The following is an 18176-nucleotide window of genomic DNA, read 5'->3' as shown; positions in this document are numbered from 1 at the left end:
TTGGGCCTGCACTCTGTTGAACCCTGCGGGTGTCTTTCACTGCTCAAGGTGGCTGTCCCAGATGGACGATCAGAACAAGAATCTCATCCTTGCAACCGCGCTCAGCTTTCTCGTGATCCTGGTCTGGTTCGTGTTGTTCCCTCCGCCGGAACCCACGCCCGGAACGGAACAGACCGAGATCGCGGCAACCGAAGGGTCCGAGATTCAAACGCCCAGCGCAAGCGGCACCGGAACGGTTGGCGAGGCGACCGCAACCGCAGAAGAGGCTCAACCCGAAGAGCAAGCGCCGCGCGTTGCGATTGATACGCCCCGTCTTAAAGGCAGCCTGTCGCTGTCGGGCGGCCGCATTGATGAGCTGTTCCTGAAGGACTACAAAGTATCGCTTGAGGAAGACGCACCGATCGTGGAACTTCTGGCCCCCGTTGGGTCGGATTCGGCCTACTACGCCCTCTATGGCTGGGCGCCCGGATCCGGTGTGAGCGGCACGGATGTTCCCGGACCCAACACCCTTTGGACCCTTGAGCAGGGTGAGACATTGGGCGTAGACACCCCCATCACACTGGCGTGGGACAACGGAAACGGCCTGACCTTCCGCCGCACAGTCTCGGTGGACGAAAACTACATGTTCTCGGTGACCCAATCGGTCGAAAACGCCACCGACGCCGAGGTCAGTATGGCCCCCTACGGCATTCTGGCCCGCCATGGCATTGGCGAAGACGGCGATCTGCCGGGCCTCAAGAACTTCTTCATCCTGCATGAAGGGGTGATCGGCATGGCCGACGGGACTTTGACCGAGGTCGACTATGGCGATGTCCGCGACTTCGACATCGACCCGAACGAACGCGCTCAGGCCGAGGTCTATCAGGTCAAAGAGGACGGCTGGATCGGCTTCACCGATCACTACTGGATGACAACACTGATCCCCGAGCCCGGATCGGCCTTCAAAGCAGCCGCAAAATACGACTCGCGCCGCAAAATCTATCAGACCGAAACCGTACTTCCGACCCTGACAGTGGCTCCGGGTGCAACGGAAGAGGTCAGCACCCGCCTGTTCGCGGGCGCGAAGGAATGGGAAGCCATTCGGGAATACCAATCCGAGGGCGTTCAGAAATTCATCGACAGCATCGACTGGGGTTGGTTCTTCTTCCTGACGAAACCGATTTTCTGGCTGCTGCACAATATCAACCTTCTGATCGGCAACATGGGTTGGTCCATCATCGGCCTGACGCTGATCATCAAGGCGATCCTGTTCCCACTGGCGTTCAAATCCTACGTCTCGATGGCGAAGATGAAGGAGCTTCAGCCGCAGATGGAAGCCTTGAAAGAGGCTGCGGGCGACGACCGCCAGAAGATGCAGCAGGGCATGATGGAGCTGTACAAGAAGGAAAAGGTAAACCCCGCCGCGGGCTGTTTGCCGATCCTGATGCAGATCCCGATCTTCTTCTCTCTGTATAAGGTGATTTTCGTCACCATCGAACTGCGTCAGGCCCCGTGGTTTGGTCCATTCCAGGACCTCAGCGCGCCGGACCCGACCTCGATCTACAACTTGTTTGGCTTGTTGCCCTGGGCCGCACCCGCGCCCGAAAGCTTCCTTGCGCTGATCTTTATCGGGATCCTGCCCCTGCTGCTGGGTATCTCGATGTGGCTGCAGCAAAAGCTGAACCCGGCACCAACCGATCCGACACAGGCGATGATCTTTGCCTGGATGCCCTGGGTCTTCATGTTCATGCTGGGCGGGTTTGCCAGCGGTCTGGTGGTTTACTGGATCGCGAACAACACCATCACCTTCACCCAGCAGTATCTGATCATGCGCAGCCAAGGATATAAGCCGGACGTGTTTGGCAACATCAAGTCAGGCTTCAAGCGCACGCCGAAAACGGACGGCAAATGAGTGGGCAGGTCTCAGCCATCTGGCGGCACCCGATCAAGAGCCATGGGCGAGAAGCCCTGACCGAGATCACTGTACTCCCCGGGCAGACCATGCCCGGGGATCGTGTTTGGGCCGTCGCGCATGAGGCTGCCAGGACCGACGGCTCGGAATGGGCACCCTGCGTAAATTTCAGCCGCGGTGCGAAGGCGCCCAAGCTGATGGCAATCTCGACCGAATCCCACGGCGACAGCGTGACCCTTCGCCACCCTGATCGTCCGGATCTGAGCTTTGCACCCGATACCCAGCAGGACGTGTTTTTGGAGTGGGTCAAACCACTGATGCCTGCGGATCGCGCAGCATCGGCGCGGATCGTGCGTGTGCCCGGTCGGGGAATGACCGACAGTGATTTCCCTTCGATCAGCCTGTGCAACATGGCCAGCCACCGCGCTGTCGAACAGAAGCTGGGCCGTGAACTCTCACCCATCCGCTGGCGCGGCAATATCTGGTTCGATGGCCTGCCCCTGTGGGAGGAGTTCGATTGGCTCGGGCGTGAAGTTCAGATTGGACAGGCCGTGTTCCACGTGCGCGAACGGATCACGCGCTGTCTGGCAACCACTGCCAACCCCGACACGGGCGAGCGGGATGCGGACACGCTTGGCGCCTTGAACAGCTGGGACCATCAGGATTTCGGCGTCTATGCCGAGGTGATCCGAGGCGGTAAAATCCGCATTGACGACAAGGTTCAACTGCTATGACTGCCCTGCCTTTCCCTCTTGCCGAAGAACCTGACGCGTTCGCGCTGGAGCGTGGGCGCAAGCTGTTTGCAGGTGAATCCGAGTTCGTCAAAGGCGTCGTCGCGATGAACGGCCTGCCCGCCCCCGACCGGCTTGAGGTCTGTTTTGCCGGACGTTCGAACGTGGGGAAATCCAGCCTGATCAACGCGCTGACCGGCACCAAAGGTCTGGCACGTGCCTCAAACACACCGGGCCGCACGCAAGAGATCAACTTTTTCACCCAAGGTCCTGAGCTGTACCTGGTGGACCTGCCCGGCTATGGCTACGCCAACGCTCCGGTCAAGGTAGTTGAGAAATGGCAGCGGCTGTTGAAGCAGTATCTCAGCGGCCGGCAAACTCTACGCCGCGCCTTCGTTCTGATCGACTCACGCCATGGGGTGAAGCCTGTGGATGACGAGATCATGAAGCTTCTGGACACCAGCGCCGTGACTTTTCAATGCGTCATGACCAAGGCCGACAAGGTGAAGGCCAACGACCGCGAGAAAGTGCTGAACCAAGTTCGTACAGCCCTGTCCAAACATCCTGCCGCTTACCCCGAGATCGTTTTGACATCCTCAGACAAAGGGGATGGGGTGCCAACACTCCGCTCGATCATCGCCCATCTGGAATGACCCTGATCCTGCGCGTCTTTGGTGTTCTGACCCTGCTTGCACTGCTCATGACCAGTGCAATTCCGCAGGGCTGGATGCCGGCGCAAGGCAATGACGGCAAGATCCTATTGGTGCTTTGCACCGGAGCGGGAACGGTTGAGCAATGGGTCGATCTGAACCCGGACGATCCAATCCATGACGAGCATGACACGCGCTCCATGTGCCCTTTTGCGGGACTCACCGCGGACGCGAATTTGCCTGGGTTTGAGTTGATCATTCCAGCGGATTTCCAATTGCAGCCGCGTTGGGATCAATCCGATTTCACCCATCGCAGTGCGGGGTTCTACGCCCGCTATGATGCAAGGGGACCACCCCACTCCTCCTGAAACAGCGAAACCTTGTTTTTACCCTGCGCGTACCCGCGCGCGAGGGATGTCTGTATATGGAGATTTCAAATGGCAATGGATAGCCAAACTTCGGGCACGGCCCCGATGCAGAATACAGCTGCGCAAAAATTCTACTTTGCCGCGTGGCGGTGGCACTTCTACGCTGGGATTTTCGTGATCCCGTTTCTGATCATCCTCGCCGTGACCGGTTTGATGATGATGTTTATCACTCAGTTTGACGGGCGTGACGGCGAGAAAATCACAGTTGCAGTCGAAGGCAATGCCCTGCCCGTCTCGCAACAGGCCGAAGTCGCTTTGGTCGCGGTTCCCGGGCAGGTCGTCGAATGGATCGGCCCCAAGGCCGAGGATCTGGCGACCGTCTTCCGCGTCAAAACCGATGCGGGTCAACGCTTGGTCGCGGTCGACCCCTACGCTGGTCAGGTTCTGGAAATCTGGGATCGCCGTGCCGGATGGTATGATCTGGCGGACAATATCCACTCGACCCTTCTGATCGGTACCACTGGCGACCGCATCCTTGAAATCGCCGCAGGCCTGAGCCTCGTTCTGGTGTTCACCGGCCTCTATCTATGGTGGCCGCGCGGCAATGCGATGACGGGTTTTGTGCCCAACCTCAAGGCACGAGGGCGCGCGTTGTGGAAGTCCCTGCACGCGGTGGTCGGCTTCTGGATGTCGCTATTGCTAATCGTCTTCCTTGTCTCAGGCCTTTCTTGGGCCGGGGTCTGGGGCGGTATGATCGTTCAACCCTGGAGCAGCTTCCCAGCCGAGAAATGGGACAATGTGCCCTTGTCGGATGAAACCCATGCCAGCATGAACCACGGTCATCAGAACGACGTTCCCTGGGCGCTAGAGCAAACACCCATGCCTGCCTCCGGTTCTGACGCCGGACTTCAGGGCGTGCCAGAGGGAACTGTGATCGACATCGACGCCCTGGTCTCATTGGGGACAGCGTTGGAAATGACCGGACGATTCCGAGTGGCCTATCCGGGCGGCGAGGATGGCGTCTGGACACTCAACCGCGACAGCATGAGCAGCGACTCGACCGATCCGGTGAACGACCGAACTGTCCATGTCGACCAGTACACCGGCAAAATCTTGGCCGATGTCCGGTATGAGGACTATTCGCTGATGGGCAAATCCATGGCAGTCGGAATCCCATTCCATATGGGGTTGATGGGCACGTGGAACTTCATTCTCAACGTGGTGTTCTGCCTGTCGGTGATCTTCGTCTGCGTCTCAGGCGTGGTGATGTGGGTCAAGCGCCGCCCGCAAAAGGCGCGTCGTCTGGCGGCTCCACCGATGCCGGCGGAACTCCCCCTGTGGAAAGGCGCGGTCCTGATCGGGTTGTTCACAGCTATGGCTTTCCCATTGGTAGGGCTGACACTGTTGGGTGTACTGGTCTTCGACTTGCTGATCCTCAGCAATATTCCCGCGATGAAGCGCGCGATGAGCTGATCTGAACAGGGGCCGCGCCAACCCGGCGCGGCCATCGTTGACCGTATTTGCCTAGGTATGGTCTTGGCAGTCCGGTCCAAACGCCCTAACAGGGTGGATCAGAGGACTGACAGCCATGAAGACACGAGACATGAACCGGGATTGGATCGCCACCGCCGCAACCCTGAACAGCGCGTTGCCCTATTTGCAGCGCTATGATGGCGCGATTGTTGTCATCAAGCTGGGCGGCCATGCCATGGGCAGCGACGAGGCGATGGACAGCTTTGCCCGCGACGTCGTGCTCATGCGGCAGGTCGGGGTGAACCCGGTGATCGTGCATGGCGGTGGACCGATGATCAACGCGATGCTCAAACAGCTGGACATCCAGTCAGAGTTTGTGGGCGGCAAGCGCGTCACCGACAAAGCGACGGTGGAAGTGGTCGAGATGGTCCTGTCGGGGCTTGTGAACAAGCGGATCGTACAGGCGATCAACCGCCAGGGCGGCACCGCTGTGGGCCTGTCGGGCAAGGACGCCAACCTGATGACCTGCGAACAGACCGATCCTTCGCTGGGCTTTGTGGGGTCTCCGTCGAAGATGGACCCCAAGGTCCTGCACGACCTGTTCTCGCATGACGTCATCCCGGTCATCGCGCCGCTAGGCGCGGGCACCGAAGGAGAGACCTTTAACGTCAACGGCGATACGGCTGCGGGGGCTATCGCCTCGGCGCTGAAAGCGGATCGTCTGCTGCTGCTGACGGACGTCTCAGGTGTCAAGAACGCCGCTGGCGACGTGGTGACTGAACTGAAGGCCGGTCAGATCCGCGAAATGACTCTGGAAGGGACGATTGCCGGTGGTATGATCCCAAAGACCGAAACCGCGCTGGATGCGCTGCATAGTGGAGTGCGTGCGGTGGTTATTCTGGACGGACGCGCGCCCAACGCGGTCCTGCTGGAGCTATTCACCGAACACGGCGCCGGGTCGTTGATACGCCCCGACTAATACCAAACCGGAGGAGATATGACCCAACAGCCCGCCTCCTCTCACCACAATTATGACCGTGTCGAACACGCAGCGCGGCGGTTTGGGCTGATTGTCATGGGCGCGCTGCACCCGCGTCAGGTTCAAGCGAAACAACTGGATGGCGGAACGCTGATCCTTTTGGGCGCAGGGCCCGAGTTCTGGCCCCAGTTGAAAGCCGCGCCGGAATGGCAGGGCAAGGACCCGGTAGATCGTTGGTCACTCCGTGTGGTTGGGCAATTGGCACAGGAATTGGGCGCCGAGGCGCATTTTCCCTTCGGCGGCCCTCCCTACGCGCCGTTCATCGACTGGGCATTGAAATCAGGGCGGACCTTCAGCAGCCCTGTGGGCGCGCTGGTACATGACCAGATGGGCATGATGATCTCGTTGCGCGGCGCGCTTCATTTCGCCGATGAATTCCCAATACCCCTGGCAATCGCCCCTTCGCCATGCACCTCATGCGCAGCGCCTTGCACACAGACTTGCCCGGTAGGCGCGTTGAATGATCAAAGCTTCTACAATGTCGACGCCTGCCACACTCACCTTGCCACGCCCGAGGGGCGGGTCTGCATGACCGGAGGATGCCTCGCACGCCTCTCCTGCCCGGTTAGCGCCCACGCAGGCCGAGACCCGGACCAATCCGCACATCATATGAGGGCCTTTCATCCGTCATGACACACACCCTGATCCTGACCCGCCATGCCAAGTCCAGCTGGGATGATCCCAACCTCGGTGATCATGAGCGACCACTGAACAAACGTGGGCGCGCCTCAGCCCCGGCGATTGGATCTTGGCTCAAGAAAAACGGCTGGGTTCCGGATGAGCTTCTGAGCTCGAACTCCGTCCGCACACGCGAGACCTGGGACTACATGGGTCTGAGTGCTGAAAACGCCTACTACGCCTATGACCTCTATCTGGCGGGGCCGGATGCGATGCTGGCCGAGTTGAAGACGGCAACAGGCCGGACCGTGATGCTGCTAGGCCACAATCCCGGGATCGGTCAATTCGCGGCTCAGCTTGTCGAAACCGCGCCCGAGCACGCTCGGTTCCACGACTACCCGACCTGCGCCACAACGGTGATCCAGTTTGAGATCGACAAGTGGTCCGACATCCAGAAGCAAAGCGGCAAGGTCTTGGGCTTCGCGATCCCGCGCGAGCTTCTGAAATGAAAAAAGGCGGGGCAAAACCCCGCCTTTCCTTTGATGTAATCTCGATCAGTGTCCGAGGATCTGGCTTAGGAACAGCTTGGTGCGTTCGCTCTTCGGATTGTTGAAGAACTCTTCCGGTTCGTTCTGTTCCACGATCTGACCAGCATCCATGAAGATCACGCGGTTAGCGACCTGACGGGCAAAGCCCATCTCGTGGGTCACACAGAGCATGGTCATGCCTTCTTCAGCCAGCTCGATCATGGTGTCGAGCACCTCTTTGATCATCTCGGGGTCCAGCGCTGAGGTCGGTTCATCGAACAGCATGATCCGCGGCATCATGCAAAGCGAGCGGGCAATCGCCACACGCTGCTGCTGACCACCGGACAGTTGACCCGGGTACTTCAACGCCTGATCGGGGATCTTCACCTTCTCGAGGAAATGCATCGCGCGCTCTTCAGCCTCTTTCTTGGGCGTTTTGCGCACCCAGATCGGGGCCAGCGTGCAGTTCTCCAGAATGGTCAGATGCGGGAACAGGTTGAAATGCTGGAACACCATGCCAACCTCGGACCGGATCTTGTCGATGTTTTTCAGGTCATTCGACAGTTCGATCCCGTCCACCACGATCTTGCCCTGCTGGTGTTCCTCCAGCGCGTTAAGGCAGCGGATCAGGGTGGATTTGCCCGAGCCGGACGGGCCCGCGATCACAATCCGCTCGCCTTGGTTGACGGTCAGATTGATGTCGCGCAGCACGTGGAACGAGCCGTACCACTTGTTCATTCCGTTGATATCGATGGCGACCTCGTCGCTCACCTGCATCTTCGAGCGGTCGATTTCGCGGTCAATTGCAAGTTCAGACATGTGTTGAACTCCTTAGTGATGATCGGTGGCAAGGCGACGCTCGAGCCACTGAGAATATTGAGAGATGCCGTAGCAGACGACGAAGAACAGAAGCGCGGCAAAGCCTAGAAGCTCCCAATAGACGCCGTTCCATTCGGTTGACGCCAGGATGGGGCCTCGGATCATGCCCACCAGATCGAACATCGAAATGACCGAAACCAGTGTGGTGTCCTTGAACAGGCCAACGGCCACGTTCACGATACCAGGGATCGAGATCTTCAGAGCCTGCGGCAGGATGATCAACCGCATCGCCTGAGGGTAATCCAGACCAAGGCTGTCTGCTGCTTCATACTGTCCACGGGGAAGCGCTGCCAGACCGCCGCGGATCACCTCGGCGATATAGGCGGCTGAGAACATGGTGATCATGATCACAACGCGCAGGAACAGGTCGACTGTGCTGTCAGGCGGGAAGAAATAGGCCAGCATCACCGAAGCCACGAACAGCAGCGTGATCAGAGGCACGCCACGGATGAATTCGATGAAGATGACGCTCACCCACTTGATCAGCGGCATGTCGGACTGGCGACCCAGTGCCAGGGCAATGCCCAGCGGAACCGACAGCGACACACAGGTGACACCCAGCATCATGTTCAGCATGAAGCCACCAAGATCACGGCTGGGAACAGCTGTAAGCATCGCGTCTTCAGAAGCACCTTCCGGTATCAGCGCTCCGCCGACATTCCAAACGACAAGCGCCACAACGATTGCCCCGAAGAAGCCTGCCGCAAAGCTGTTCTTGCCGAATTTCTGGAACACGGCACCGCCCGCGACGCAACCCAGCAGAGCCACAAGCGGGACCAGAATGGTGCCACCCCAGATCAGCCAGAATGCAATGAACGGGTAGAGCGCTGTGAAGATCAGCATCTTGCGCGGCAGATCGAAAAACAGCACCGGCGCAAAGGCCACCAGCATCAGCACAAAGGCCAGGTTGGGGCGCCAGTAAGCTTCAACCGGGTATTTGAAGCCGTAGATCAGCTGTGGCCAGCGTTCGGTCAGAACCGCGAAACACGCGCCTGTCTTGCCACCCAGAATCTCACGACACTCTGCCAGCGAGTTCGCATTCCACACCCCGTTCAGAATCCACGGCAACGTGTTCTTCAGAAGGATGTAGATCAGGATCAGCGACAGAACCGTCAGGATGGTGTTGGCAACGCCAGAGAACAGGTTCTCACGCAGCCATTTGACCACGCCCGTCTCATTCGCCGGGGGCGGAGAGGGAGGGATGGTACCTTCGGCCACGAAAGCGATCGGATTGGTTGTTTGATCGGCCATGGCTCAGCGCTCCTTCAACTTGACGGATGCGTTGTAGACGTTCATCACCATCGAGATTACCAGCGAGGCGGTGAGGTAGAACAGCATCAAGAGCAGAACACATTCGATCGCACGACCGGTCTGGTTCAGGGTGATACCGCCCAACGTCGCGGTGATATCCGCGTAGCCCACGGCAATCGCAAGAGACGAGTTTTTGGTGATGTTGAGATACTGCGAAATCAGCGGCGGAATGATCACCCGCAGCGCTTGCGGCAGGATGACCAGATTCATGATCCGACCCTGACGCAGACCCAGAGCGGCCGCAGCTTCGGTCTGACCTTTTGAGATCGCCTGAATACCGGCACGCACGTTTTCCGCGATGAAGGCCCCGGTGTAGATCGACAAAGCAAACCACAAAGCGATCAGAGGACCACCGACCTTGATACCTCCGCTGAAGTTAAAGCCCTTCAGCGCGGGAATGTCCCAGGTCAGGCCCATCAGAACCATCAGCAACGCAAACGGCACCAGCCAGACGCCCAGTTTCACCAGCAGCGTTCTGGGGCGTTCACCGGTCTCTTCCTGTTTCTTGGTTGCCCGCTTTTCGATCTCGCGCGAGGCGAACCATGATCCGACCAGACCGGCAATCACCAGCAGCCAGTTCAGAATGGTTGCACTGAACAGGCCATGTGCGAATTCCGGACGGGGGATATAGACCCCGCGGTTGGTGAAGGCGAAGGCATCAAACAGCATGCTCGACGTGGGGTTATCACCGCGGAACGCCCGCGGCCCCGGCAGAACGGCCGTCATGATCGTGAAGATGATGATGATCCAGATCAGAACTGGAATGTTGCGGAAGATCTCGACATAGACCGCCATCAGCTTTGAGACGAGCCAGTTGTTCGAGAGCCGCAGAACCCCGGCGATCACTCCGAATATCGTTGCGGTGATACAGGCCAGAAACGCCACAAGCAGCGTGTTCAATAGCCCAACAACCGCTGCCCGCCCATGCGAGGACTGGCTGTCATATTCGATCAGACGCTGGTTGATGTCGTACCCGGCGGAATCGCCGAGGAATGTGTAGGATATGTTCAGGCCGGCGGCCCGAAGGTTCTGGATCAGGTTGTTGCCCAGATACCAAATGGATAGCGCAATAGCGATAGCCGCGATCACCTGAAAGGTCAGCGATCTGTAGCGGGTATCGTTTATGAGCATCGACAGCCGAAAATCAGCTTTCGGCGGGTCAGTCATAGTCGACATATTTTGGAATCCCCGTAGCTAGCGGACTTTGTTTTTATGGCGAGGTTGTCCCCGCTCTGCGTCCGTTCGCGTAAGTATTAGTGAAAAAGGGCGCAGGATGTCCTGCGCCCTTTTCCGTGGATGTCTTAGCGGAAAGGCGGCGAGTACAGCAGGCCGCCTTCGGTCCACTGAGCGTTCAGGCCGCGTGCCAGACCGATCGGAGTTTCTTCACCGATGTTCTTGGCAAACACTTCACCATAGTTGCCGTCCGCCTTGATGGCGCGCATGGCCCACTGTGCGTCCAGACCCAGCATCTCGCCCAGGGTACCTTCGGTGCCCAGCAGACGGTTGACTTCCGGGTTGTCGGTGCCAGCTGCCAGCTCGTCGATGTTCGCCGAGGTCACGCCCAGCTCTTCAGCCGAAACCAGCGCGTTCAGGGTCCAGCGGACAACATCGCCCCACTCGTGATCACCGTGACGGACCAGCGGGCCCAGCGGCTCTTTCGAGATGATTTCGGGCAGCAGGACGTGGTCACCGGGGTTTTCGAACGTGGCGCGGGTTGCGGCCAGGCCCGAAGCGTCGGTAGTGTAAACGTCACATGCGCCAGCCAGGTACTGCTGCTGCGCCTCGGCGTTGGTTTCGATCGGAACCGGCTCGTAGCTGATGTTGTTGGCGCGGAAGAAATCGGCCAGGTTCAGCTCGGTGGTGGTGCCGGTTTGGATGCAGACGGTGGCGCCGTCCAGTTCCTTGGCCGAGCTTACGCCCAGTGCCTTGGGAACCATGAAGCCCTGACCGTCATAGTAGTTCACGCCGGTGAATTCGAACTTCAGGTCGACGTCGCGGCTGAAGGTCCATGTGGTGTTACGGGCCAGCATGTCGATCTCGCCCGAGGCCAGAGCGGTGAAGCGCGTCTTGCCGGTGGTCGGAACGAATTCAACTGCGTTTGCGTCACCCAGAACAGCGGCGGCAACGGCACGGCACAGCGATACGTCGAAGCCTTTCCATTCGCCATTCGCGTCAGGTGCAGCGAAGCCAACCAGACCGGTGGTCACACCACAGTTCAGAGTGCCGCGCGCCTTGACGTCGTCTACAGTTCCCGCCGCGGCAGCACCTGCGGCCAGACCGGCCACTGTTGCCGCGCCCAAGATTACGGATTTTTTCATTTTTACCTCTTCCTGATTTTCCGCCCCGGTAAGGGCGGCTCTGCCCGGCATAGTGGATGCCGGAAAGGTTACCCCAAAGGTGTCTCCCCTTTAGTGGGCTTGAGTTTGGTCGCATTCATAAACAAACGTCAAGGGTCGGATCAGGGAAAACGATGGGTCTCCGCCTCTGGATTAGGCAGATGCGTAAAAAAACCAACGTTGGAAGGATCAAACAGAGAGATCGAAGAAGGTCTTGGCGTGCAAAAACGCGGCTTTCTTTGTTTCCGCAACGGCGTGGGCTTCGTCATCGTGGCCCCATTGTTCGATCTGCCAGTTCTCATCAAGTCGCGAAATGCGCCATATTTCGTCCGGTTCGCGCCAATCCTGTGCCGCCGCAAATCCCAGAATCAACGAACCAGACAAGCTGACCAGATCGTGGAAGGCCGCCAACTGAAACGCATCCAACGTATGGACCCGCTGACGCAACTGCGCCAAAGCCTCAGCCGATTGGGGCTGGTGCAGAACCCCCGCCACGGGAATCAGTCGGGCCTGCAGGGTCTCGGCGGCCCAGTCCAGCGCGGGATCCCAGTCTGCGGCCTGACGCTCTTGCAGCTCTTGCGGATGGGTGGCGCGATAGCACAGCAGATCGGAGTCACCGTAGTCCGCCAGCATATCCGCTACTTCGCCGTGCTGGATGCGCACCTTGTCGATCGCCGCATTGGCCGAGCGGGTAAAGGGCATGGTGGTCGGGTCCACCTCTTTGTCTTGAGCATCCCACTCAGCGGCAACGGCTTCAGCCATCGCTTTGGTCGGCAGAATCAATGCGGCCTTGGCCGGCGTTTTGACCCGACGGCCATCCAGTTCGACCGTATAGCCGTCCTCGGCCTCGACCGTGGTGCTGTTTGTCCAAAAGCGTTTCGGTTTCCAGTCGCTCATGTCTTCACTTCCAAAGAGTGGCCAGCGCATCCGGCAGCTGGTCGAATGTTTCAATCACACAAGAGGCCGCACTTAGCGCAGCAGTGTCGTGGTACCCCCACGAGACCCCGATCCCGGTGACGCCTGCAGCGGCGGCCATGTCCATGTCAAAGCTAGTATCCCCGATCATCACCGCATGCGCAGCCTCAACACCGGTTTCCGCCAGCGCAGTCTGAACCATCGACGGATGAGGTTTTGACGGGTGATGATCCGCCACCTGCCGGGTCACGAAATAGCGCTCCAACCCATGCGCTTCGATCAGCGCATCCAGACCGCGTTGCGATTTGCCCGTGGCGACGCCAAGCAAAATCTCTGGCACTGCATGCAGGGCTTCAATCGCGTCGCGCGCACCGGGATAAAGAGGGGAACTCGCCGCGCCGAGATCCAGCCGGTGCGCGTGATAGGCCTGCTTGTACCCTTCAACCAATTGCGCCTGAACGGTCGTCGACTGCTGTGGCACAAGCTGTGCAATGGCCAAAGGCAACGACAGGCCGACAATCGACAAAATGGCCTCACGGCTTGGTACCTCGACCGAGGCGGCCTGAAAACTGGCCGTCATCGAATGGACGATGCTGCCCTGACTGTCGACCAGCGTGCCATCGACATCGAACAAGACCAAACGCAGGGGTGCGCTCATTGCAGCTCCTCAAAGGGGTCGTCGGCGGCAAGGTCTTCGGTCCAGCCAAAAGTGTCCCAGCTGTCCTTCATATGCTCGGGCAGCGGGGCCTCAACCGTGATCGGTTTACGGGTCATCGGGTGCTGGAAAGACAAGCGCCGTGCGTGCAGGTGCAGTTTCTTGCTGATGATCCCGCCCAATTGCGCGCCCCAGCCATCGCCAAGGTTTTCCTGACCGGACCCGCCGTATTTCCCATCGCCGATGATCGGATGCCCAATCGCGGCCATATGCGCGCGCAATTGGTGAGTCCGGCCCGTAATCGGCTCCATCGCGACCCAAGCGGCGCGGCCCGCGACACGATAGAGCGTCGCGTAGTGGGTATGTGCCCGTTTCGCACCCGGCGTGCTGTCGATGTCGCCCATATGGACTGGGATCATCTTCTCACCCTCGCCCTGTTTGCCATGACCAGAAGCCTTGACCAGACCCGTTTTGATCTCGCCCAGATAGGGTGTCGGCACTCCGGCGACCAACGCCCAATAGATCTTGCGCGTATCGCGGTGACGGAAGGCAGCAGTCAACCCCTTAGCAGCCTCTCGCGTGCGGGCCAGCAGCAGAACGCCCGATGTGTCCTTGTCCAGCCGATGGACCAAACGCGGGTTCTCGTCATAGCCAAAGCGCAAAGCCTCAGACAGGCTGTCGACGTGGCGGGTCTGGCCACTGCCGCCCTGCACCGGCAGGCCGTGCGGCTTGTTCAGCGCCAAGACGTGATCGTCGCGATAGATAACACAGGACTGGATCATCTTCGCATCCGCCTCGGACACGCTGCGCTTTACTTCAGCCGGTTTGTGATCGGCATCCGGAAGAGGGGGCACGCGGACGACCTGCCCGACCTCCAGCCGGGTCGAGGCTTTGACGCGGCTGCCATCTACGCGCAGCTCTCCCTTGCGGCACATCTTTTCGATCCGCCCCTGGCTGACATGCGGAAACAGGCGGCGTAGCCAACGATCCACACGCTGGTCTCCGTCACCTTCTGCGACCGTAATCATCTGCACGCCACTCATGCCATCGCCCCTTGTCCCGCGCGGCCGATCCGCCCGGAGTATCCTGTTGCTACTGTCCTAGAAAACATGCGCGTCTGTGGCCTGCAACGGGTCGAGAGTCAAGCAATCGTAGGTGTTTCAGATGTTCAAGAAATCCCCATGTCGCCCGGCCCCGTCTCGAAACCGCCCGGCGCCTGCGGTCCCCTCCCGCCGGATCGCCTCCAGACCGTTGGCCCATTCAACCTTAAGCCCATCGCGCACTGACATCCCACGCGTTTCGATGATCGAGCGTCGGTCGGCCCGCACAGCCTCCTGCGGGAAACGGGCGATGTCGCAGGCCATGGCCTCAGCGGCGGCCCGCGCTTCTCCATGCGGCACGACTTTCTCTGCCAACCCGATCCGATAGCACTCCTCGGCCTCTACCTTGCGCCCAGTCAAAGCGATCTCAAGCGCTTTGCCCTGCCCAACCAAGCGCGGTAAGCGAACTGTACCGCCGTCCATCAGAGTAATTCCCCATCGGCGACAAAAAACCCCAAGGTAAGCCGTCTCAGCCATCACCCGTATGTCGCACCACAAGGCCAACTCCATCCCACCGGCGACGGCTGCACCGTCGATTGCTCCGATGACCGGCTTCGACAATTCCAACCGAGATGGCCCCATTGGCCCAAGCGTCGAGGTGGCGGATCCAATAGGAAAGCTGTGTTGCTCGTAATAGGCCTCACCCAATTCAGGGTCAGCCAGACTGGCGGCCAGCTTCAGGTCCCACCCGGCACAGAAATTGCCCCCCTTCCCCCAGAAAACGGCAACCTTTGCGGGGCCGTGTTCGAACTCAAGAAACGCATCCACCAGAGCCTTTGCATGATCCGGGTCAACAGCGTTCCGCGCCTCGGGCCGGTGATGGATGATGGTCCAAACGTCTTCGGTTTTGTCTATGGAAACGGGCATGACATGTCCTCCCTCATGGTCATTGACCCAAGGGAAGCCGGATGCGTGCCACCTGTCGCCTGTGACGTCACGGCAGCGCGTAGTTGACCCTGCGTTACCCGCTGTTGCGCTGCGTGCGCAGCTTGGCGAAATAGTCCAGCCGCTTCTTCAACTCACGCTCGAACCCACGTTCGACTGGTTGATACAGCACAGGCCGCTTCATCGTCTCGGGGAAGTAGTTCTGACCCGAGAACCCATCTTCTGCATCGTGGTCATAGGCGTAACCGTCGCCGTAGCCCTGATCCTTCATCAACGAAGTGGGCGCGTTCAGGATATGCTTGGGCGGCGGCTCACTGCCCGATTGCTTGGCCAAGCGCATCGCGGCCTTGTATCCCACATAGGCCCCGTTCGATTTCGGGGCCAGCGCCAGATAGACCAGCGCCTGCGCCAGCGCCAGCTCTCCCTCGGGCGAGCCGAGCCGTTCGTAGGTCTCCCACGATTGCAAACAGATAGCCTGCGCCTGGGGGTCGGCCAGACCGATATCCTCAACCGCCATGCGGGTGATCCGACGGGCCAGATAGCGCGGGTCTTCGCCCCCAGTCAGCATCCGCGCAAACCAATAGAGCGCCGCGTCCGGGTCCGAACCGCGCACCGATTTGTGCAAGGCCGAGATCAGGTTGTAATGCTCATCGCCGGATTTGTCATATTTCGCCGCACGCCGCATCAGACGCGTCGACAGCGCATCCGGGTCCAGCGGTGCGTCAACCTTCCACGCCGCAACCTGCTCGATCAGGTTCAGCAAGGCCCGCCCGTCGCCATCCGCCATCTCATGCAGTGCATCACGTGCGGCAGGCGTGAGGGGCAGCGCTTTGCCCAGTTCTTTTTCGGCCCGCTGGGTCAGACGTTCCAGATCGGCAAGGCTCAGGCGCTCCAGCACCAGAACTTGCGACCGGCTCAGGACCGCGGCGTTCAACTCGAATGACGGGTTTTCGGTCGTCGCCCCGACCAGCAGAATGGTCCCGTCTTCCATATGGGGCAGAAACCCGTCCTGCTGCGCTTTGTTGAAGCGGTGGATCTCATCCACGAACAGCAACGTCCCCTGTCCGTTTTGACGCCGGATCTTTGCCGCTTCGAACACCTTTTTCAGGTCCGGCACACCGGTAAAGATCGCGCTGATCTGAACGAAATGCAGATCGGTTTCCTGCGCCAGCAATCGCGCGATGGTCGTTTTTCCAACGCCCGGAGGCCCCCAGAAAATCAGGCTGGACAGGCTGCCTGAGGCCAGCATGACCCCCAAGGGCGCGTCGGAGCCCAGAACCTGCTCTTGCCCGATCACTTCGGCCAGCGTTTGTGGACGCAGGCGATCCGCCAAGGGGCGGTGCGGGTTCGCAGCTGGCTCGGCCGCGCCGGTATCGAACAGATCGCTCATGCGCTACAGCCGGATTCGCAGGGACAGGCTGCGGCCGCCACGTTGGATCAGCATGTTGATCCTGCGACCCGGATCGGTCAGCGCGTGCACCACGTCCTTAGGGCGCGCGATGTCTGCGCCATTGATCGCCTCCAGAACGTCGCCGACACGCAGACCCGCGCGGGCGCCGTATGGGCCGGGATCTACAACAACGACACCGGACTGGGACAGTTTAAGCCCCAGATCAATGATCACAGCAGGGTTGACGCCCGAGACTGTCAATTCGGGCAGTACAGTGCTTTCATCCAAGGTCGTCTTTTCGGCATCCGGCGTATCGGGCGCACGGATCAGCGCCACTTCGATGTCGTCGCTTTCCTCACCGCGCAAGCGGGTCAGAACGGATGTGCCGCCGACCCCCGCCACGGACATGCGGAATTTCATCTCGGCCGGAGAGTTCACCTCATCCCCGTCCACATGGGTAACCACATCGCCAACCCGCAATCCGGCCTCGGCCAGAGGGCTAAGGTCGTGCAAGTCCGAGATCACCACGCCCATAGGGATCACCAAACCCAGAGACTCGGCGATGTCGGCGCTCATGTGCTGGCCGCTCATACCCGCCCAGGGGCTGACAAACGTGTCATTGCCAGCTTGCGCCTGCCGCAGGAATTCGGCCACCAGATTGGCCGGGATGGCAAAGCCGATCCCGTTCGAGCCGCCCGAGCGCGTCAGGATCGAAGTGTTGATCCCGATCAGATCGCCATTCACGTCAATCAAGGCCCCGCCCGAGTTGCCCGGGTTGATCGCCGCATCGGTCTGAAGAAAATAGCCGCGCGCATTCCCGGTCGCCGTGCCGGTGCGCGCCAATCCCGATATAATGCCCGAAGACACCGTCTGCCCGATCCCGAACGGGTTACCGATCGCCAATGCCAATTCGCCCACCTCAACGTGATCCGAATCGCGCATGTTCAGGAAGGGCAGATCCTGAGCCTCTTCCAGCCGCAGGATCGCGATATCGCTTTCCTCATGGCCCAAAACCACCTCGGCGGTGAATTCGCGCCGGTCTGTCGTGACCACACGGATTTCAGTGGCCGAGCCGACCACGTGGTAATTCGACACCACATACCCATCCTCGGACAGGATCACGCCCGACCCGAGCGAGTTCTGCACCCGCTGCTGAGGCTCTCCAAATCCGCGCCCAAAGAAGTCCTGAAAGAACGGGTCCGAGAACAACGGCCGCGACCGCCCCTGCCGCACGATCTTGGCATAGATGTTTACAACAGCAGGCGCGGCCTGTTTCACCACTGGGGCAAAACCAAACGAGATTTCGGCTTGGGATTGAGGGACGCGCGTCTCGGCATGGGCAACCGATGCCATGGCGACCGAAACAGCGATGAAAATCCAGCGACGCATGAGGAACCTCAATCCAGTA

The 18176-nt window shown here is 59.8% G+C and carries 18 protein-coding genes; 8 read left to right on the top strand and 10 right to left on the bottom strand.

What is annotated here, in order from left to right:
• Positions 1-61 precede the first annotated feature (61 nt).
• The 8 genes from yidC (at position 62) to ACXAH8_RS21820 (ending at position 7279) form a co-directional block, all read left to right on the top strand.
• Positions 62-1891 (top strand): membrane protein insertase YidC, encoded by a 1830-nt coding sequence (gene yidC / locus ACXAH8_RS21855; RefSeq protein ID WP_475220637.1) that lies wholly within the window; start codon positions 62-64, stop codon positions 1889-1891.
• Complete coding sequence (locus tag ACXAH8_RS21850) at positions 1888-2625, top strand: MOSC domain-containing protein (protein ID WP_475220636.1); 738 nt, start codon at positions 1888-1890, stop codon at positions 2623-2625. Before yidC ends, ACXAH8_RS21850 begins: the two co-directional genes overlap by 4 nt.
• Positions 2622-3275, top strand: coding sequence for a ribosome biogenesis GTP-binding protein YihA/YsxC (gene yihA / locus ACXAH8_RS21845; RefSeq protein ID WP_475220635.1), 654 nt, complete (start codon positions 2622-2624; stop codon positions 3273-3275). The genes ACXAH8_RS21850 and yihA overlap by 4 nt, the downstream gene beginning before the upstream one ends.
• On the top strand, positions 3272-3640 hold the full coding sequence (locus tag ACXAH8_RS21840; RefSeq protein WP_475220634.1) for a DUF2946 domain-containing protein: 369 nt from the start codon (positions 3272-3274) through the stop codon (positions 3638-3640). Before yihA ends, ACXAH8_RS21840 begins: the two co-directional genes overlap by 4 nt.
• Positions 3641-3709: 69 nt before the next feature.
• Positions 3710-5113: a PepSY-associated TM helix domain-containing protein gene (locus ACXAH8_RS21835; RefSeq protein ID WP_475220633.1), complete on the top strand. Its 1404-nt coding sequence runs from the start codon at positions 3710-3712 to the stop codon at positions 5111-5113.
• Between the two features lie 115 nt (positions 5114-5228).
• Complete coding sequence (argB, locus tag ACXAH8_RS21830; protein WP_170375950.1) at positions 5229-6092, top strand: acetylglutamate kinase; 864 nt, start codon at positions 5229-5231, stop codon at positions 6090-6092.
• Positions 6093-6110: 18 nt separating this feature from the next.
• On the top strand, positions 6111-6785 hold the full coding sequence (locus tag ACXAH8_RS21825; protein ID WP_475220632.1) for a ferredoxin: 675 nt from the start codon (positions 6111-6113) through the stop codon (positions 6783-6785).
• A complete protein-coding gene (locus ACXAH8_RS21820; RefSeq protein ID WP_475220631.1) occupies positions 6782-7279 on the top strand; it encodes a SixA phosphatase family protein in 498 nt (165 codons plus the stop codon). The genes ACXAH8_RS21825 and ACXAH8_RS21820 overlap by 4 nt, the downstream gene beginning before the upstream one ends.
• Before the next feature lie 45 nt (positions 7280-7324).
• On the opposite strand, the gene ACXAH8_RS21815 is transcribed toward ACXAH8_RS21820, so the two are convergent.
• The 10 genes from ACXAH8_RS21815 to ACXAH8_RS21770 form a co-directional block, all read right to left on the bottom strand.
• Positions 7325-8116: an amino acid ABC transporter ATP-binding protein gene (locus tag ACXAH8_RS21815; protein WP_170375957.1), complete on the bottom strand. Its 792-nt coding sequence runs from the start codon at positions 8114-8116 to the stop codon at positions 7325-7327.
• Positions 8117-8128: 12 nt separating this feature from the next.
• Positions 8129-9427, bottom strand: a complete 1299-nt coding sequence (locus ACXAH8_RS21810) for an amino acid ABC transporter permease (protein WP_475220630.1) — start codon at positions 9425-9427, stop codon at positions 8129-8131.
• Positions 9428-9430: 3 nt separating this feature from the next.
• Entirely contained in the window at positions 9431-10663 is a 1233-nt protein-coding gene (locus tag ACXAH8_RS21805) for an amino acid ABC transporter permease (protein WP_170375961.1), read from the bottom strand.
• A 125-nt stretch (positions 10664-10788) separates the two neighbouring features.
• Positions 10789-11805: an amino acid ABC transporter substrate-binding protein gene (locus tag ACXAH8_RS21800; protein WP_170375963.1), complete on the bottom strand. Its 1017-nt coding sequence runs from the start codon at positions 11803-11805 to the stop codon at positions 10789-10791.
• Positions 11806-12012: 207 nt separating this feature from the next.
• Positions 12013-12720 (bottom strand): ATP12 family protein, encoded by a 708-nt coding sequence (locus tag ACXAH8_RS21795; protein ID WP_170692996.1) that lies wholly within the window; start codon positions 12718-12720, stop codon positions 12013-12015.
• Between the two features lie 4 nt (positions 12721-12724).
• Positions 12725-13396: an HAD-IA family hydrolase gene (locus tag ACXAH8_RS21790; protein WP_475220629.1), complete on the bottom strand. Its 672-nt coding sequence runs from the start codon at positions 13394-13396 to the stop codon at positions 12725-12727.
• Positions 13393-14436: an RluA family pseudouridine synthase gene (locus ACXAH8_RS21785; protein WP_475220628.1), complete on the bottom strand. Its 1044-nt coding sequence runs from the start codon at positions 14434-14436 to the stop codon at positions 13393-13395. Before ACXAH8_RS21785 ends, ACXAH8_RS21790 begins: the two co-directional genes overlap by 4 nt.
• Before the next feature lie 117 nt (positions 14437-14553).
• Positions 14554-15360, bottom strand: coding sequence for a crotonase/enoyl-CoA hydratase family protein (locus tag ACXAH8_RS21780; RefSeq protein WP_475220627.1), 807 nt, complete (start codon positions 15358-15360; stop codon positions 14554-14556).
• A gap of 94 nt (positions 15361-15454) precedes the next feature.
• Positions 15455-16768, bottom strand: coding sequence for a replication-associated recombination protein A (locus ACXAH8_RS21775; protein ID WP_475220626.1), 1314 nt, complete (start codon positions 16766-16768; stop codon positions 15455-15457).
• A gap of 3 nt (positions 16769-16771) precedes the next feature.
• Positions 16772-18157: a trypsin-like peptidase domain-containing protein gene (locus tag ACXAH8_RS21770; RefSeq protein ID WP_475220625.1), complete on the bottom strand. Its 1386-nt coding sequence runs from the start codon at positions 18155-18157 to the stop codon at positions 16772-16774.
• Between the last annotated feature and the right edge of the window lie 19 nt (positions 18158-18176).

The sequence above is a fragment of the Ruegeria sp. ABV3_008 genome (genome assembly GCF_056161185.1).
This window is presented reverse-complemented; position numbering and strand designations above follow the sequence as displayed.

What these genes read in the sequence shown, in the direction of transcription:
- yidC (WP_475220637.1), top strand. Translation starts at nt 62, where the DNA reads ATGGACGATCAGAACAAGAATCTCATCCTTGCAACCGCGCTCAGCTTT.
- ACXAH8_RS21850 (WP_475220636.1), top strand. Translation starts at nt 1,888, where the DNA reads ATGAGTGGGCAGGTCTCAGCCATCTGGCGGCACCCGATCAAGAGCCAT.
- yihA (WP_475220635.1), top strand. Translation starts at nt 2,622, where the DNA reads ATGACTGCCCTGCCTTTCCCTCTTGCCGAAGAACCTGACGCGTTCGCG.
- ACXAH8_RS21840 (WP_475220634.1), top strand. Translation starts at nt 3,272, where the DNA reads ATGACCCTGATCCTGCGCGTCTTTGGTGTTCTGACCCTGCTTGCACTG.
- ACXAH8_RS21835 (WP_475220633.1), top strand. Translation starts at nt 3,710, where the DNA reads ATGGCAATGGATAGCCAAACTTCGGGCACGGCCCCGATGCAGAATACA.
- argB (WP_170375950.1), top strand. Translation starts at nt 5,229, where the DNA reads ATGAAGACACGAGACATGAACCGGGATTGGATCGCCACCGCCGCAACC.
- ACXAH8_RS21825 (WP_475220632.1), top strand. Translation starts at nt 6,111, where the DNA reads ATGACCCAACAGCCCGCCTCCTCTCACCACAATTATGACCGTGTCGAA.
- ACXAH8_RS21820 (WP_475220631.1), top strand. Translation starts at nt 6,782, where the DNA reads ATGACACACACCCTGATCCTGACCCGCCATGCCAAGTCCAGCTGGGAT.
- ACXAH8_RS21815 (WP_170375957.1), bottom strand. Translation starts at nt 8,116, where the DNA reads ATGTCTGAACTTGCAATTGACCGCGAAATCGACCGCTCGAAGATGCAG.
- ACXAH8_RS21810 (WP_475220630.1), bottom strand. Translation starts at nt 9,427, where the DNA reads ATGGCCGATCAAACAACCAATCCGATCGCTTTCGTGGCCGAAGGTACC.
- ACXAH8_RS21805 (WP_170375961.1), bottom strand. Translation starts at nt 10,663, where the DNA reads ATGTCGACTATGACTGACCCGCCGAAAGCTGATTTTCGGCTGTCGATG.
- ACXAH8_RS21800 (WP_170375963.1), bottom strand. Translation starts at nt 11,805, where the DNA reads ATGAAAAAATCCGTAATCTTGGGCGCGGCAACAGTGGCCGGTCTGGCC.
- ACXAH8_RS21795 (WP_170692996.1), bottom strand. Translation starts at nt 12,720, where the DNA reads ATGAGCGACTGGAAACCGAAACGCTTTTGGACAAACAGCACCACGGTC.
- ACXAH8_RS21790 (WP_475220629.1), bottom strand. Translation starts at nt 13,396, where the DNA reads ATGAGCGCACCCCTGCGTTTGGTCTTGTTCGATGTCGATGGCACGCTG.
- ACXAH8_RS21785 (WP_475220628.1), bottom strand. Translation starts at nt 14,436, where the DNA reads ATGAGTGGCGTGCAGATGATTACGGTCGCAGAAGGTGACGGAGACCAG.
- ACXAH8_RS21780 (WP_475220627.1), bottom strand. Translation starts at nt 15,360, where the DNA reads ATGCCCGTTTCCATAGACAAAACCGAAGACGTTTGGACCATCATCCAT.
- ACXAH8_RS21775 (WP_475220626.1), bottom strand. Translation starts at nt 16,768, where the DNA reads ATGAGCGATCTGTTCGATACCGGCGCGGCCGAGCCAGCTGCGAACCCG.
- ACXAH8_RS21770 (WP_475220625.1), bottom strand. Translation starts at nt 18,157, where the DNA reads ATGCGTCGCTGGATTTTCATCGCTGTTTCGGTCGCCATGGCATCGGTT.